General features: G+C 24.6%; 18 protein-coding genes and 1 pseudogene. 17 read left to right on the forward strand and 2 right to left on the reverse strand.

The annotated features are described in order from the left end of the window. From ACRDBA_RS02745 to ACRDBA_RS02765, 5 genes and pseudogenes are all read left to right on the forward strand, one after another. Positions 1 to 260: pseudogene (locus tag ACRDBA_RS02745) on the forward strand (hypothetical protein); the annotation flags it as partial. 230 nt (positions 261 to 490) lie between these two features. Next, positions 491 to 1453, forward strand: a complete 963-nt coding sequence (locus ACRDBA_RS02750; RefSeq protein ID WP_438571405.1) for a helix-turn-helix transcriptional regulator — start codon at positions 491 to 493, stop codon at positions 1451 to 1453. Positions 1454 to 1529: 76 nt separating this feature from the next. Beyond that, the gene (locus tag ACRDBA_RS02755) at positions 1530 to 2162 is read left to right on the forward strand and encodes a type 1 glutamine amidotransferase family protein (protein ID WP_438571406.1); all 633 of its coding nucleotides are present in this window, start codon (positions 1530 to 1532) and stop codon (positions 2160 to 2162) included. Positions 2163 to 2318: 156 nt separating this feature from the next. Continuing rightward, the gene (locus tag ACRDBA_RS02760) at positions 2319 to 2927 is read left to right on the forward strand and encodes a TetR/AcrR family transcriptional regulator (RefSeq protein WP_438571407.1); all 609 of its coding nucleotides are present in this window, start codon (positions 2319 to 2321) and stop codon (positions 2925 to 2927) included. A 74-nt stretch (positions 2928 to 3001) separates the two neighbouring features. Beyond that, positions 3002 to 4009, forward strand: coding sequence for a serine hydrolase domain-containing protein (locus ACRDBA_RS02765; protein ID WP_438571408.1), 1008 nt, complete (start codon positions 3002 to 3004; stop codon positions 4007 to 4009). Between the two features lie 115 nt (positions 4010 to 4124). On the opposite strand, the gene ACRDBA_RS02770 is transcribed toward ACRDBA_RS02765, so the two are convergent. Continuing rightward, complete coding sequence (locus ACRDBA_RS02770; RefSeq protein WP_438571409.1) at positions 4125 to 4289, reverse strand: hypothetical protein; 165 nt, start codon at positions 4287 to 4289, stop codon at positions 4125 to 4127. 442 nt (positions 4290 to 4731) lie between these two features. On the opposite strand from ACRDBA_RS02770, the gene ACRDBA_RS02775 reads away from it, so the two are divergent. Next, complete coding sequence (locus tag ACRDBA_RS02775; protein ID WP_438571410.1) at positions 4732 to 5007, forward strand: CD3324 family protein; 276 nt, start codon at positions 4732 to 4734, stop codon at positions 5005 to 5007. A gap of 116 nt (positions 5008 to 5123) precedes the next feature. Further along, a complete protein-coding gene (locus ACRDBA_RS02780) occupies positions 5124 to 5849 on the forward strand; it encodes an MBL fold metallo-hydrolase (RefSeq protein WP_438571411.1) in 726 nt (241 codons plus the stop codon). 110 nt (positions 5850 to 5959) lie between these two features. Here ACRDBA_RS02780 and ACRDBA_RS02785 read toward each other — a convergent pair whose 3' ends face one another. Beyond that, on the reverse strand, positions 5960 to 6085 hold the full coding sequence (locus ACRDBA_RS02785; protein ID WP_438571412.1) for a hypothetical protein: 126 nt from the start codon (positions 6083 to 6085) through the stop codon (positions 5960 to 5962). A gap of 300 nt (positions 6086 to 6385) precedes the next feature. Here ACRDBA_RS02785 and ACRDBA_RS02790 point away from each other — a divergent pair, with 300 nt between their 5' ends. The 10 genes from ACRDBA_RS02790 to ACRDBA_RS02835 form a co-directional block, all read left to right on the forward strand. After that, entirely contained in the window at positions 6386 to 6781 is a 396-nt protein-coding gene (locus ACRDBA_RS02790; protein ID WP_438571413.1) for a hypothetical protein, read from the forward strand. A 38-nt stretch (positions 6782 to 6819) separates the two neighbouring features. Continuing rightward, positions 6820 to 7503, forward strand: coding sequence for a response regulator transcription factor (locus ACRDBA_RS02795; RefSeq protein WP_438571414.1), 684 nt, complete (start codon positions 6820 to 6822; stop codon positions 7501 to 7503). Then, positions 7487 to 8659 carry a sensor histidine kinase gene (locus ACRDBA_RS02800; protein WP_438571415.1) on the forward strand — a complete coding sequence of 391 codons (1173 nt, stop codon included), beginning with the start codon at positions 7487 to 7489 and terminating at the stop codon, positions 8657 to 8659. Before ACRDBA_RS02795 ends, ACRDBA_RS02800 begins: the two co-directional genes overlap by 17 nt. Positions 8660 to 8791: 132 nt before the next feature. Next, positions 8792 to 10030 carry an AAA family ATPase gene (locus ACRDBA_RS02805; protein WP_438571416.1) on the forward strand — a complete coding sequence of 413 codons (1239 nt, stop codon included), beginning with the start codon at positions 8792 to 8794 and terminating at the stop codon, positions 10028 to 10030. A gap of 39 nt (positions 10031 to 10069) precedes the next feature. Then, positions 10070 to 10348 carry a GxxExxY protein gene (locus ACRDBA_RS02810; protein WP_438571422.1) on the forward strand — a complete coding sequence of 93 codons (279 nt, stop codon included), beginning with the start codon at positions 10070 to 10072 and terminating at the stop codon, positions 10346 to 10348. Positions 10349 to 10577: 229 nt separating this feature from the next. After that, positions 10578 to 11291, forward strand: coding sequence for a LytR/AlgR family response regulator transcription factor (locus tag ACRDBA_RS02815; RefSeq protein WP_438571417.1), 714 nt, complete (start codon positions 10578 to 10580; stop codon positions 11289 to 11291). A gap of 30 nt (positions 11292 to 11321) precedes the next feature. Then, a complete protein-coding gene (locus tag ACRDBA_RS02820) occupies positions 11322 to 13241 on the forward strand; it encodes a GHKL domain-containing protein (protein ID WP_438571418.1) in 1920 nt (639 codons plus the stop codon). Between the two features lie 282 nt (positions 13242 to 13523). After that, positions 13524 to 15506: a diguanylate cyclase gene (locus tag ACRDBA_RS02825; RefSeq protein WP_438571419.1), complete on the forward strand. Its 1983-nt coding sequence runs from the start codon at positions 13524 to 13526 to the stop codon at positions 15504 to 15506. Between the two features lie 19 nt (positions 15507 to 15525). Continuing rightward, on the forward strand, positions 15526 to 16758 hold the full coding sequence (locus ACRDBA_RS02830) for a GGDEF domain-containing phosphodiesterase (protein WP_438571420.1): 1233 nt from the start codon (positions 15526 to 15528) through the stop codon (positions 16756 to 16758). A 429-nt stretch (positions 16759 to 17187) separates the two neighbouring features. Next, on the forward strand, positions 17188 to 17607 hold a 420-nt coding region (locus ACRDBA_RS02835), incomplete at its 3' end, for an N-acetyltransferase (protein WP_438571421.1).

Below are 17607 nucleotides of genomic sequence, written 5' to 3' on the forward strand. Positions count from 1 at the left end.
AGGTAGGATTTTTTACGATGGATGAAAATTCAGCTAAAGGCGGAGAAGGTGCATTATTTAGGACACTACATCAAGAAGGTGTTTTTTTCCCTAAGGATGCTGTTAGTCATGCGCTAGAAGTGTTATGGTATGAAGCTGAAGAAGCTGGATTAACTATAGATGAATTACAGTCTAAACTTATAGAAATAGCAGAATGGATAAGTGAAGTAAATAAAATTGTAGGAGAAAAACAACCTGAATGGGTTAATTATTACGAATAAGGATAATTTTATTAACTTATCGCAATTCAGTATCAATACATTTTTATCAATGTACAATAATTAGAGTGAAAATTACACATAAATATATAAAATTAAATCGTGGGTATTATTCCTGTGATTCGTCTCCACCATTGAAATCCACGAAAAGATATTAGCAGTTTGCTAATATCTTTTTATTTGTAAAAAAGTAATATATAAGTTATATAATTTATATGAAGAGGTGAAGATACATGGCTAAAATTGATAACATGATGTCTATACTGTGGATGTTAAGCTCCGATAAAAAAGTTACAGCAAAACAAATAGCTGAAAAATTAGAAATAAATATAAGAACAGTGTACAGATATATTGACGTACTTTCTGCTAGTGGGGTACCTATAATTTCAGATACTGGTCATAATGGTGGGTATAGTCTTTTAAATGATTTTATTAAAGCACCCCTTTTTTTTGATACAGAAGAACAATCAGCTCTACTTCATGCATCTATATTAGCTAAAGAAAATGGATATTTTTTAGATGAAGCATTACATAAAGCAACCTCAAAATTAAAAATGTATTCAAATCAAAAACAAGAAGAAATTTTAACAAAGCACTTAATTGGTTTTGAAGTAATAAAACCTGTAGGAAAGATATCTATAGAATCTATACTTAAAAAATTGGAAAATAGCATAGCAAATGAGCTAGCTGTAGAAATTAACTATCGTACAGGTAGTGAAGAAAAATCAAAATGTAGAATTATAAATCCATATGGAATAGTTCATTGGAATAATAATTGGTATATAGTAGCATTTTGCCAAATGAGAAATGAGATTCGTAGCTTTAGAGTAGATAGAATTAGTAGCGTAATAGAAACATCAAATGCTTTTAATAGACCAAAGGATTTCTCAGCCAGTGAATTTTTTATAAAAGGAATTGTGACTGAAATAAAAGATGAAAGCAATCTTATACTATTAGTCATAGAAGGAAGTATAAATGCATTAGATAACTTATGTCAGCATTGGTTTTTAGGATATTATTTGGAAGAAAGAACTCCAAATAAAGTAATATTTAAACTTCAAGAGGAAGTAATGTGTACATACATACCCAATATGCTTTTTCCTTATGGAAAGTCTATACAAGTAATTGAACCACTAAGCCTAAGGAATAAAATGGTTGAAAGCTTATTAGAATTAATTAATCATTATCAAATTTAATAACTTAACTGACTAAATATGTCAGTTAAGCTATTTTATAATTAGGTATATTAATTAACCACATAAGGAGCAAAATATGAAGAATAGAAAAGTGTATATGTATGTATTTGATACTATGTCAGATTGGGAAGTAGGATACTTAACTGCTGAATTAAATACAGGAAGATATTTCAAAAAAGGATTAAAACCACTAAAAGTAATCACAGTAGGAATTGATAAAAATCCTATCATAACAATGGGGGGATTGAAAGTTTTACCTGAGATTACAATAGATGAGTTTAATATGGAAAGTAATGATGCATTAATTTTACCAGGGGGGGATAATTGGACATCTACAATTCATGAGATAATATTAGAAAAAGCTAAAGATGCTTTGGTACAAGGATCTGTAGTTGCAGCTATTTGTGGTGCTACCTTTGGGTTAGCTAAAAAAGGGTTGCTAGATTTAAGAAATCATACTAGTAATGATTTAGAATTTCTTAAAATGGTAATACCAAGTTATAATGGAGAAAAATATTATAAAATGCAATCTGCAGTTAGAGATGAAAATCTAATTACTGCTTCAGGAATCGCACCATTAGAATTTACGATACAAGTGTTAAAAGTTCTAGATGTTTTTAAAGAAGAAGCATTAAGCTCTTGGTTAAATCTCTATAAAACTAATGATTCAAAATATTTTTTTGAATTAATGAGTTTTATAAAGATTTAATCGTGGATATTATTCCTGTGAATCGTCTCCACCATTGAAATCCACGAAAGATATTATCATGTGATTATGATAATATCTTTTTTTATACACAATATTAGTATAAGATATATAATTATACAAAGTAATTTTATCGACAGAAAGGATGTGAATATATCAATGTCACCTAAAATATCAAATGATAGAAAAGAACAACAAAAAAATAAAATCATAAACGGAGCAATAGAAGTATTTAGACAAAAGGGGTACGAACAAACAACAATGAAAGATATAAGAGAAAGCGCAGGAGTAAGTGCAGGATCTCTATACATGTATTTTTCAAATAAAGAAGAAATATTTATCAACATACTAGAACAGAAAATACAGAAACAAGACCTAAAAATAACACTAAGTGGAAATGAAAGCTATTGGGAACAAATAGAAACATATATAAATAACATTAAAGATTATTGCATCCATATACAAGAAGATATAGCACCAATAGCATATGAATACACAATATCTGCATGGAGAGAACATCATAGAAAATCATTTTTAACTACACGCTATGATCTGGGTAGAGAGTATATCAAATCATTGATAGAAAAAGGTATTAGCATAGGAGAGTTTGACAAAAACGTAGACAGCATACTAATAAGTAACTTCATTATTACAAGCTTTGAAGGTTTAAATACCTTATCTTTATCCCTAGGACATGAAAAAATAAATATTGATGAACAAATTGAACTCTTGAAAGAAATACTAAAATTTAAGCTGAAAATAAAATAAATCTTGATAAAAGACACCTATGTCGTTATAATAAAAATAACGACATAGGTGTCTTTTAAGATGGGGGAGAAAATATGAAAAAGTGGATAAAAAATAATTTAGATAAATTTAGTGGAAGTATTTTAATATCAAATCAAGATGAAATTTTAGTTAATGAAGGGTTTAAATTTGCAGACAAAGAAGATGAAATAAAGAACATAAGTGAAACTAAGTTTTTGATAGGATCAGTTTCAAAAATGTTTACCTCAGTTGCAATAATGAAATTATATGAGGAAAAAGCTTTAGATATAAATGACTCAGTGAATAAGTATTTAAATATTACTAGCTTAGAAAATGATATAAAGATAGTTAATTTATTAAACCATACATCAGGATTAAAGAATTTTGTTATGTTTAGTAAAAAATTTGATTTATACCAAGATAATAGCCCAAATTATATAGCGACTGAGATTTGTAATATGAAAAGGAATTTTAAAGTTGGGAAGAAGTTTTCGTATACAAATACAGGATATTTAATGTTAGCTATGGTTATTGAGAAGGTAACAGGACTTAAGTTTGAAGAGTATATTGAGAAAAATATATTTTCACCACTAGAAATGAATGATAGCGGATTTATATCTAGAAATGTTAATGCTATTGCTAAAGGGTATAATAAAGGAAGAGAATCAAAGATATTTCATCCCAGTGCATTTTTCGGATGTGGTGATATTATATCTAAAACATCAGACTTAAAAAAATTTATATATTCTTTTAATAAAGGAGAGATTATAAATAAAAGTTTGGTAGATGAAATAAAGAAAGTTAGTGCAAGTAGCAAGATGGGTAGCTATGGATATGGTGTTATGGTGAGTGATAAATTAGGAGAAATAGTAATTGGACATGGTGGTTCAGTGCCGAATAGTTTTTCGGCACAAGTGTCTTATTATGAAGATAGAAATCTTCTTATAATTGTTTTATGTAATGATGTAAGAAGTATTAAGAAGTTTGTTCCAAGTGTTATGATATCACAATACATAGAAAGATTACTGTATGAAAAAATAACAAATAAAAAATTAAAAACTATGGATAAACTTATTTTCTAATTTATATAGATAAATTTAAGGTTTATTTTTAAATTTAATGTAGTATAATATAAATATAGATAAAACAAAAAGAAACTACAATCTAGTGATGTAGAGTGGTGGTTTCTAGTATAGATTACTTTTTAGTGAATTTGAATCTTATTTTAAATTCAAATTCTAAACCACTTTTTCTACGGCCAATAGATGAGTGGTTTTTTATTTTATCATATATGTAATTAGTACTTAAACCAATACAGATAGAGCTAATAGCTCCTATAATAAAATTTATCATTAGTTCCATATAGATTCCACCTCCTTCCTACTTGATGTAGGAACTAGGACTATATGAAACCACCACTCATAGATTGTAGTTTCTTCTGTTGTATTATAGCATAGAATAATAAATTCATGTGAAATTTTATTTTAAATTTAGACTTTACATATAAATAAGATAATCGTGGGTATGGTTGTCTTGAATCGTCTCCACCATTGAAATCCACGAAAACCATATTGATGAAATAATCAATATGGTTTTTAATTTTATGATAAAATAACGATAAGGAAGGAAATATATATATGCTTAATAAAACAAAAATGGTTATAGAAGTAGGCTCCAAGCAAAGACTGTAAAACATCATAATAAAGTTTTGTTTGGAGCCGTATTAAATATATGGTTAATATGTTTTATACAGTCTTTGCATCAACTATTTATATAATTAATGAATAGCATAGGAGCGAAGAGTATGAAATATAAAAAAGCACAAGAGATATTACCAAAGCATATAATTGAGATACTTCAAGAATATGTAGATGGAGAATATTTATATATACCAATAAAAAGTAGCAACAAGAAATCTTGGGGAGAAAAAAGTGGATTAAAAAAAGAACTAAGTGAAAGAAATAGAGATATTTTTAATAAATATCAAAAGGGGATATCAATAAAACAATTAACAAATCAATACTACTTAACTGAAAGTAGCATAAGAAGAATAATAAGAGAAGAAGAAAATAAAGTATAAAATTTTTATCTATATCCAAGAATAATACAGAATAGTTTATAAACATATTTATTTTAATAGCTAGTGATATAATTAAGACATGTAAGTGATAAGTTATTAATTGTGGAGGTAGCAAAATGAATAAATTAAATGTATTGAAAATAGATTTTGAATTCAATGATATGATAGATTCAATATATCCAGTCATACTAGAAGATGATAAAGAAATGATTTTAATAGACTGTGGATATCCTAATTTCTTAGGATTAATAGAAGAATCTGCAAGTAAAAATAATATAGATTTAAACAGATTAACAAAACTTATCATAACACATCATGATTTTGACCATATGGGATCAGCATTAGCGCTAAAACAAAAATATCCTAACATAAAAATAGTAGCATCATCAAAGGATGAAAAATATATTAATGGAAAAGAAAAATCATTGAGGCTTAAACAAGCAGAGTCAATATTTGATAGTTTGCCAGAAGAACAGAAAGAGTGGTCACTCAATTTCCAAAAAACATTAGAATCAGTAGATAATGTAGATGTAGATATAGTACTAAATGATGGTGACACATTTGAGTGTTGTGGAGGTATAGAAATAATAGAAACACCAGGTCATATGCCAGGGCATATATCAATATACATTAGAGAAAGTAGAATATTAATAAGTGGAGATGCTTTGGTTATTGAGAATAATAAGCTAGATATAGCGAATCCTCAGTATACTTTGGATATGAAACAAGCTAGAGAGTCAATAGATAAGCTATTAAGATATGATATTGATAAAATTATATGCTATCATGGTGGTATATATCAGGGAGATATAAAAAAGTCATTAAAAAATATTACTATATAAATTTATGTTTATTTTTCTTATTTATATAGTATAATATAAGTATATAGATATAAAAAAAGAAATTACAATCTTTTGGACGAGAGTGTGATTTCTATGTATAAATAACTGAATTATTTTTTATTAGAATCACTCTTATTGCCAGTAAGAGTGATTTTTAATTTATCATAAATAAAGGCTCCAAATATGCTAATTAATATAGCATCAGAGTTATTTAATAACAATTTTAAAATTTCCATACTTCCACCTCCTTCCTATTTGGAAGTAGGTTTAACTTGCAGTACAGAAATCATCACTCTTAGATTGTAATTTCTATTGTATTTTAACATAAACTAGATAAGTATTCCAATAAATATTTAATCGTGGGTATAATCCTTGTGAATCGTCTCCACCATTAAAATCCACGAAAAGATATTGGCTAAATAGTCAGTATCTTTTTTATTTGTAAAAATCATTTAAATCCTAAAATTAACCGTACCTTAACCGATGTATTGATAAAATATAAGTATAATTGCAGGATAAATAAAAGGAGATTAAACATGAAACTAAAAAGTAAACTAATACTACTAACTACAGGGGTTATTTTATGTACATCAATAGGAGTATTTGCAAATAATGGTATTGAAAAAAGTGAAATACAAGGTGGATACATATTATTTTGTGACTTGAGACATGATTGTAGTGATGAACAGTACATGTGTATTAGTGAGGATTATGACTTCAACTGGAACATCAAAAACAAAAAACATTATCAAAGCATATTAAAAGATAGAAAAAAATATTATGATTCTTTAGTAGAAACGGGATTAGAAAAAAATATTATTTATAATAAAATAAAAGAGTATGACCAAGACCTAAGGATGAATGATAAAATATTTACGATAAGAGAAGTTTATGAAGCTACAAAAGAAGAAATAAAAACAGAATCTAAATAATAATTAATCCTGCAATTATATTAAATGGGGTGAAAATAATGAAAATACTAGTAGTAGAGGATGAAATAGATTTAAGAAATGCACTATCAAAAGGTCTTAGAAAAAGTAATTATACAGTAGATACAGCAAAAGATGGAGAAGAAGCTATATATATATCACAAGTTAATAATTATGATTTAATGATACTTGATTTAAACTTACCTAAAAGGGATGGAATAGAAGTATTAAGAGAAATAAGAAAGAATAATAATGAGATTAAAGTTATAATCTTAACATCCAGAGGCGATATTGAAGATAGAGTTCAAGGTTTAGATGAAGGAGCAAATGACTACTTGATGAAGCCGTTTTACTTTGATGAGTTAAATGCTAGAATTAGAGCATTGCTTAGAAGGAATTTTATTCAAAAGAACAATATAATTACATGTGGTATTTTAAAATTAAATATCTTAGAGCGAAATATATACATACTAGATAATAAGTTAGAATTGACTAAATCTGAATTTCAAATATTAGAGTATCTTATTTTAAATAAAAATACTTATGTGAGTACTGAAAAAATAATGGAGAGTGTTTTTGGAGATGAAAAAAGTATATTCTCAAACTCTATAAAAGTACATATAAATTCAATTAGAAAAAAGATAGGAAGATATTATAATGAAAGTGATATCATTAAAAATAAAAGAGAAGTAGGGTATTTTGTAGAAGATGAAAACTGTAAATAAATATTTTAAAAATATGAAGCTAAGTACTAAATTAACTATTATAACTTTCATGACAATAATAAGCACAAGTTTTATACTTACTAATTCATCTATATACACTGCAAATAATATTATCAATGACATACAGAGGGATATTATTGGTAGTCATGATGAAGCTAAAAATGTTTATGAAGCCAAAATTAATGAGAAGAAAGAGGAAACTGGTGGAGTAGGTAATATATTAATAGATGAGAAAATAGAATATGAAGCTAAGAATAAATTTACATATTTAAGTTACTTCTATATGATGATTGTTATAATGTTGGGATGTTTGATAAGTTATTTATTATCAAAAAAAGCATTAGCGCCAGTAGAAAAGTTAAGAGAAGAAATAAAAGATATTAATCAACATAATCTATCTAAAAGAATACAGGTTGAATCAATGAATGAGGTTGGAGATTTATCAGAAAGTTTTAATTTTATGTTAGATAAGATAGAGGGAGCATTTAAAAATCAGAAACAATTTTCAGCAAATGTATCACATGAACTTAGAACACCTTTAGCTTCAATTATATCTAACATAGAGGTATTAGAAATGGATGATGAACCATCTAAGAAGGATTATAAAGAAACTATTGATATTATAAAAGGAAACTCAAATAGATTATTAGGAATTTTAAATAATTTATCAGCTATATCTTCAGATAATGATATCGAGCTAAATGAAGAGATTAGTTTAAAAGAACTATTTTTAAATATAATCGATGAATTAAAAGAGTCAATAGAGTCGAAAAACATATGTATCGATTGTAGTGATTTAGGTTATAGAATTATTGGAAATGAGATACTTATTTATAGAGCATTATTTAATCTAGTAGATAATTGTGTAAAGTATCATAAATATGATGGAAGTATAAATATATCAGCAATTAATAAAGATGATAAGATAACTATAACTATAGAAGATGATGGATATGGAATAGAGGAAAGTGAGTTACCAAATATATTTGAACCATTCTATAGGGTCGATAAATGTAGGTCAAAATACATTAAAGGAAGTGGATTAGGTTTGTCCATTGTAGATAGTATTATTAAAAAGCATAATGGTACTATAGATATTAATAGCAAGGTAAATGTAGGTACAATTATAACTATAAATTTTGATGGTTATAAATAAGTGTTAATAGCTTGTGAATAGAAGAGTCTGACTGTTTAAAATATACTTATATATGATATAATAAAATATAAAGTGCTTCGTAATACGTTGCTCAAAAGAGTATGATAAATTAGTGTAAAAGTAGGTGAAATTGTGAATGACTATTTAAACTTCTTTGAAGACAATAATATAACACAAAAAAGATTTAACACAACAGGATTATGCATACCAAATAAACACTATATGGTTAATATAGATAATAAACTTAAGAGTATAATTAAATTAGTTCAAAAAGAGTGTTATTTTGTAATAAATAGACCTAGACAATATGGAAAAACAACGACACTGAATAGACTTGAACAAATACTAAAGAGTAGGTATAAAGTGATAAGCTTAGACTTTGAAGGATTAGGAGAAGTATTTGAGTCAGAAGGAAAATTTTGTAAGTATTTTATAGATTCTATAAATAACTCTATAAATTCAAATATAAATATGGTATCTACATTTGTAGATTTAATTAATATTATAAAAAAAATAACTTCTAATGAGGAAATTATATTGATTGTTGATGAGGTAGATAGAGCCTCTAATAATCAATTATTTTTAGATTTTTTAGGCATGCTTAGGTCATTATACTTATCAAGGGAAAAAGGAAATAGTACAACATTTAAATCTGTAATACTAGCAGGAGTACACGATATTAAGAATCTAAAAATTAAATTTAGAGATGATAATGATATAAGATACAACTCACCTTGGAATATAGCTGTACGATTTGATGTAGATATGAGTTTTAGTGAACTTGAAATAGGAACTATGCTACTTCAATATTCTAAGGAAAACAATTTAATATTAAATATAGAAGAATTAAGTAGAGAAATATATAAGTTTACTAGTGGATATCCATTTTTAGTATCAAGAATTTGCCAAGTTATTGATGAAGATATTTTAAATGAAGATAAGATGGCTTGGTCAATTTATAATGTGCAAAGAGCTGTTAAAATAATAATTAATGAAAAGAATACCTTATTCGATGATTTAATAAAGAATATGGAGAATAATAAAAACTTATATGAATCTATTTACAACATACTAGTATTAAATACTAATCAGGTATTTAATATAAATAACCCTACTATAGAAATAGGTAATATGTTGGGATATTTATCATGTAATAGTGATAATAACGTACAAGTATCTAATCAAATGTTAAAGGAAGTTATATACAATTACATGGTATCTAAAACTAATACTGTAGATATGAACTCGTATAATTTCAAAGATAACTTTATAACTGAAGATAATGAACTTAGTTTAGATAAAATACTTTTAAAGTTTCAGCAATTTATGAAGGAAAATTATAGTACAAGAGATATGGAATTTTTAGAATGACACGGAGTATTACTATTTTTATCATTTATAAAGCCAATAATAAATGGAGTAGGATTTGATTATAAAAAAGTTCAAATCTCAGAAGAGAGAAGATTAGATATAGTAATCCAATACAATAGTCATAAATATATTATAGAAACTAAAATTTGGCATGGAGATGCAGCACATAGAAAAGGATTAAATCAACTTGCTAATTATTTAGATATAGAGAATTTAAGTAAAGGATACCTTTTAATATTTAATTTCAATAAGAATAAAGAATACAAGTATGTAAAACGTAATGTAGTAGGAAAAGAGATATTTGAGGTTATAGTATAGAAATAATTACTTTGTATCTCAATGTATCTAAAGGTAAAAATTCTTTACAATAGTGCAAAAAAATCGTGGGTATTATTTCTGGGAATCGTCTCTACCATTGAAATCCACGAAAAGATATTGACATGAATTATGTTAATATCTTTTTTGTTATAGAGTAAACTATCAATAGATAAAAAAGAGACAATATAGGGGTGTCAAATTAGTAGCTGTATTAAGGGAGGAGACTTATATGATAAAAATAGCAATTTGTGATGATGAAGATATATTTATAAATAAATATATGAAAATTATAAGTAATATAAAAAAAAATAAAAATTATGGTATAGAAATATTTACTTTTAACTCAGGTGAAGAACTACTAAAATATATCTTTATAAATAAAGTAAAATTCGACCTTGTTTTTTTAGATATTATAATGAAAGAAATTAATGGCATAGAAACCGCAAGAAAAATAAAAGAAATATATGAATTAACAGAAATAGTACTTTTAACAAGTAGCAAAGAATATGCATTAGATGCATATGATGTTAAAGTGTTTAATTATATAATTAAGAGTTCACAACAATTAGAATCAAAAATTAATGAAGCTATAAAGCATTGCTATTCAAAAATAAATGATTATATTATTATAAATAATAAATCTTCTATTGAAAAAATAGAAATATGTAAAATAGTATACATAGAATCAAACAAAAGAAAACTTATAATTACTACAACAGATTCAAAACATGAAATATACGAAAAATTAGATAATATATACAATAAAATTGAAAATTATGGATTTATTAAAACCCATAAAAGCTATATTATAAATATGAACTTCATTAAAAGAATTGATTCAAAAGAAGTAATAACAACTAAAGAAGAAGTTATTCCTATTAGTAGAGGAAACTCAAGTACTGTTAAGGAAAAGTTTATGAAGTACTTAGAATACTTAACTTAGAAGGATATAGGAAGGTAGGCATACATAGATTTGAAAAAAGTAATATTATACACACTAGTTGTGTTAACGATTTTATTAAGCTCATTTTTAATACAAGATAAATTAAATAAATCGGATAAGGATAAATTATCAGTTGTTGAGTATGTGGCAGAACTAGAGAAAAATTATAACAATGATAAAGATAAAATATTAAATAAATTAAATGAAGACATATCTGATAATAAAAATAGTAAAAAATACATAGGATTTAATATATTATCAAGGCAGTATTGTTTTTACTTATGGCTAGATACTAAAAATTTAATAAAACACGCAGATCAAACTGAAACATATCTTAAAAAATATAATATGGAAAATGAATTATTAGATTTTTACTCAATGATGTCTAGTAGATATATAGGTGATGGAAATTATAATATGGGATATATATACGTAGGTAGAGGAGAATATATTGCTAAGAAAATGTATAATGAAGATAAAAGTAAAGAAACTCTATCTACACTTATAGCTATAAAATACTTAAAAGCAGTAATAGCTTTAGATATAGGGATGGAAAAAGAAGCTGAAACTGTATTTAAAGAAGCTGAAAAATTAAGAAAAGAAGATATTAGAGAAAGAGTAGATGTATATATTAACATTTTATTATATTATCAAGATAAAAAGGAATATGATTTAGTTGAAGAATATGCAACTAAAGTTATTAGGCTAGTGAAAGAAAAGTATTCAGAACATGAAAGGTATAATAGAGATAGAATTAAAGCAACAATTATATTAGCAGAAAATTATGTACATAAAGAGGAAATAGATAAAAGTATAGAAATAACTAATGAATTAATCAATGATGAAGAGATATTTAAAATGAATATTTTTAATGATGAAATGCATTATTTATATAGTGAAATATATAAATATTATGGTAAACCACAAGAATCTATAAAATACTTAAAGTTAGCTTATACTAAAATGGAGAATACAAAGCTTAAATCACAAAAAATTAAAATAATAGAATCTATAATTGAACAATTAGAAGAAATAGGTGAAGAGAAAGAATTATTATATTGGCACAAAATAGAAAGTGATATACTTAAAACTTCACAAAACTCTTTAGACACACAGTATCTTTTAAGTGAGATAATAAATACAGATTTATCTAATGCCAAATATAGTATAGAAATGCTACAACTCCAAAAGTATAAAATGATATACTTAATAATAATGTTATTATTATTATTAACTATAATAATAATAACTGTAGTTATATTACAAAAAAGAAAAAAACTTTTAAAAGAAAATATAAGTATATTAGAAGAAAATATTATTATAAATAAGAAATACTATGAAAATATAAAAACAAATAATGAAAATATAAAGAGAATTAAGCATGATATCAAAAATCATATAATAGTAATCAATAAACTTATGTTAGAAAAAGAGTATGAAGATGCTCTAAATTATATAAAACATATAGAAAATGAAATAGACCGTAATAGTGTAGAAGTTACTACAAATAATAAAATTATTGATGCAATAATATTTAGTAAAATTGAGTTATGTAAATCAGAAAATATTAATTTAGATTTAGATATAAAAATACCAGAAAAAATAGAAGTAGAAGATTTTGATATTTGTGTTATATATGGTAATTTACTAGATAATGCAATTGAAGCTTGTACAAAAATTGATAAAAGTAAAGCAAATAGATATATAAAGTTTAAAAGTATAATAAAAGGTGATTATTTATATATAAATATAAAAAATAGCTATACAGGAAACCTAAATATAAAAGAAGATAATTTTATAACTATTAAAAAAGATAAAATAAATCATGGAATAGGAATTAAAAACATCAAAAAATCCATTAAAAAATATGATGGTGATATACAGATAAACTATGATGAAAAAGAGTTTCAGGTTTCGATAATAATAAATAACAATCTAATAATACAATAAGTTACAAGAAGTATACTTTTTATTACATGAAAAAGTATACTTCTTTTTTATATATTAAAATATAAAGATAAGAAAATTATTATAAATTTACATAATTATTGAGGGGGAAATATGATAGCTATAAAAGTAAAAAATGAAGATTTAATAATATTGAAAAGGATATAAGGATGTATTTATATGGAAAGTGGAAACACTGAAAAAGGAGTATTATTAAGCAAAGCTATTGATAAAATAAATAATCAATAAATTATATAGAAATAAGCATACATTATAGGTGAAGAGATGTTAAATTTTAAGAAAAGAAAAGGAATTAAAGCTATAATTTTATTAATATTTATTTTGGTGATATTTTTATTAATATCAAAAAATATATACAAAAAAGAAGATATATCATACACAACTAAGCTAATAAACCTTGTAGATAAAGATGAGGAAGATTTATTAAACAAAGAAGAACTAAAAAATTATGAAATAGAGATAAATAAAGAATTAAAAAAAAATAAAGATGATTTCAAAATAAAACAAAGCTATTATGCTATAGGTGCAGTTAAATACCTACAAAGTGATAGTATTAAATCTATACAATATTTAAACAAGGCTTTAGAGTATGGTGGAATTAATATTACAAGTAAAGCTAATGTTGAACTTGATGTCAAAATATATAGTGCTTTAGCTACTAATTATATAATGGAAAAAAATATAAATAAATCAGAAATATTTTTTAAACAGGGAAAAACTATTGCACTTAAAAATAATAGAAAAGACTTATTATGTGAGTTATATTATGGAAAATCTAAAGCGCTTGTATCATCAGGAAATAATATAAATGACTCAATAAATTTAATGAGAAAAGCAATAGAATATAGCGATTTAGAAGAACATAAAATAAGAAATTACTTATATCTATCAATTATGTATAAATTGACGGGAGATTATGACTTAGCATTAGAATATACAATAAATGCACTAGAGATAGCATTAGAATTAAATGACAATATATCTGTTAATAAATGTGTAATAAGTTTAGGAGAAATTTATTACACTCAAAGTAATTACTCAAAAACCATATATATATATGAAAGTTATTTTACAGAACATAAATTAACGGACAAAGAAAACAAATTAACTGTATATGGATATTTAGCTGAAAGTCATGCAAAAGAAGGTAATTATGCAAAGTATAAAATGTATAGAGATAAATATATAAATTTAGCAAATGAAGAAAATGACTATAAAAACTTAGTATGGATATATGCGGTTTGTGCAGATGTAGAATTAGAACAATCAAATATAGTTAATACTAAAAAATATCTGAATAAAAGTCAATATTTGTATGATAAAAATAAAGATGATATGTATGTAAATATGGATATATTGCTAAGGTTTGTGAAGATAAAGATTGATTATATTGAAAATAAAGATTACACTAAAACTTTAAATAACTACGAAAATATTTTAGAAGACTTAAGTATTAGAGGAATTAAATCAGATATAAATACTGAAATAATAGATGAAGTTTTAAATATATCATTGAAAAATGATGACCTTAAAACTTTTAAAAAATTTATCGGAAATTCAACTCACTACACTAAAAAAGAATCAAATCAAACATATACTGATAGTATATATACAGGGATAAGCAATACTATAAAAGAAAAAAAATTATTTAAAGAAAAAATAAAAACATTAATACTATTTATACTATCTATAATTAGTATATATGAGCTTATAAATAGTAAGAGAAAAAATAAAAAAATTAATAAATTAAATATAAAGCTTAAGGAGTTAAATATTTTAGACCCATTAACTAATATCTACAACAAAGGTTATTTATTAGATAAGTTTAAAGAGATATCTAAAAGTGAAGAAGAAATAACCTTTATTATGATAGATATTGATTATTTTAAATTATATAACGATAATTATGGTCACATAAAAGGTGATAAGGTATTAATTGAAGTTGCTAATATTATAAAAGTTGTGTTTGAAGAGGATATGGTATTTAGGTATGGTGGAGAAGAGTTTTCAGTAATATCAAGTGATAATATAGAAGGTGCAATTAAAAAAGTAGAGAAGCTAATGGAAAGTATTCATAATAAAAATATTATACATGAATACTCTAAAGTGAGTGATAGAATAACTTTAAGTATTGGACTGACATCAAATAAAGTATGCACAGAAAATGATATTATAGAGATTACTAAGGAAGCGGATATAAATCTTTATAAATCAAAGGAAAGAGGTAGAGATAGGTACACATATTAATTATAAGGAGAAATTAAATATGGATAAGTTATATAGAAATAGTAACAGATATAAATTTATAGAAAATTTAAAATCTAGTAAGGGCTACTATTTAGTATGTATAGATATTATTAATTTTAGAAGTATAAATGATAAATTTAGTTTTCATAATGGAGATAAATTACTAAGCGAGATTATAGAATATATAGGTGGTTTTTCAACCAATAGCTTAAATATAAATTCATGTAGATATGAGAATGATATAATAATGATAATGTTTGAATGTAATTGTGAGAATGATATTTTTAGGTGTGTAGATAAGATTACACATCATAATTATAGGTATGATATCAATTTTAGAGTGGGATATATACAAATTAATAATATTAATGAAGTAGAGCATTTTTTAGAAAGTATAATATATGTTATAAAAGATAAGAAATATACTGTAGATAAAAGTGTAGATAAAAGCTTTAAATTAAATATAGATGTTGAAAAATACTTTGCTATAAAGCAAGATATTATGACTAATGATAGCAGCAATTTTAATTTAGTATATCAACCTAAAATATCAAATAAAGATAAACATATAAATTCATGTGAGGTTTTGAGTAGATGGAGTAATGCGAAAGTAGGGGAAAGTAGTCCCGATGAATTTTTACCTATTATAAAAAATTTAGATAAAGAGGTAGAATTTGATTTAATGATATTTGAAAAAGCATGTTTAGAAATAAGTGAGCAAAAAGAAATAATAAGTAAATTTTCGATAAATATTTCTACAAAGTCTATTTCAGATTATAAATTCATAGAGGAAATTTACTTATTAGCGAATAGATATAATATAAAGTGTGAAGATATAACATTGGAAATACTTGAAGATATATGTGTATATAACCAAGTAGAGATTTTAAATAATGTAGAAAAACTAGTTAAATTTGGTTTTAGTATATCTATTGATGATTTTGGGACAGGATATTCATCTTATTGTAGGTTAGCGAAGTTAAATTTCTCTGAAGTGAAGATACCAAGAGAATTTTTAATAGTAGAAAAAAAAGACGATAGTAGAAAAAATAAAGAGATTTTAACTGGTATAGTTAGTTTATGTAGATCTCTGAATTGTTCAATTGTAATCGAAGGTGTTGAAACAGAAGAAAATTTAAAACTAGCTCAATTATTAAATATAGATTATATACAGGGATATTATTATTCTATGCCATTAAATAAAATAGAATATGTAGAGTTTATAAATGAGTATAATAGAGAGTTAGCATAACAAATAGATATATTTCAAAATTTATAAATATTTTGATGATAATAGCTTAAAAAGAAAATTGTCCATACTTCCACCCCCTTTATGTTGGGAAGTAGATGGAAGTATGGAAACAACACTCTATATAGATTGTAGTCTATTTGAGACTATAACAAACCACGAAAATATATTAGTAGCTTGCTAATATATTTTGAAAATGTAGAAGGCTCCGAGCGAAGCCTATAATAAAAAACTGCTTGGAGCCGTATTTAATATAGATACGGCTAATATAGCCATAATAAATAACAATAAATTAAGTGTCTTAAGGCTATATAAATTTACTTAAGACACTTTTTTCGTACAAAAACAACATAGAATTATATACGTACTTAGTGTTAATTAGTAATAAATGATAAGATTAGATATATAAGAAGATAAGGAGAAAAAATTTATATGATAAGAAAAATAGAAAGTAAAGATATAGATAAAATCATGGATATATGGCTAGAAAGCACCATAAAAGCACATAATTTTATATCTAAAGAATATTGGGAAAATAGTTATGATACTGTAAAGAATGTATATATACCAATGGCTGAAACATTTGTATATGATGATAAAGATGGTACAAAAGGTTTTATAAGTATAATAAATAATGAATTTATAGGCGCATTATTTGTTGCTACACAATATCAAGGTAGTGGAATAGGTAAAGCATTAATAGACTATACAATGGATAAATATAAAAAATTAAACTTAGCGGTATATAAGGATAATAAAAAATCAGTAGAATTTTATATTAATAGAGGCTTTAAAATAGTAAAAGAGCAGATAAATGAAGATTCAGGATATGACGAGTATATAATGGAAAAA

It is taken from the genome of Clostridium sp., from assembly GCF_051654825.1.
Lineage (GTDB): Bacteria > Bacillota > Clostridia > Clostridiales > Clostridiaceae > Clostridium.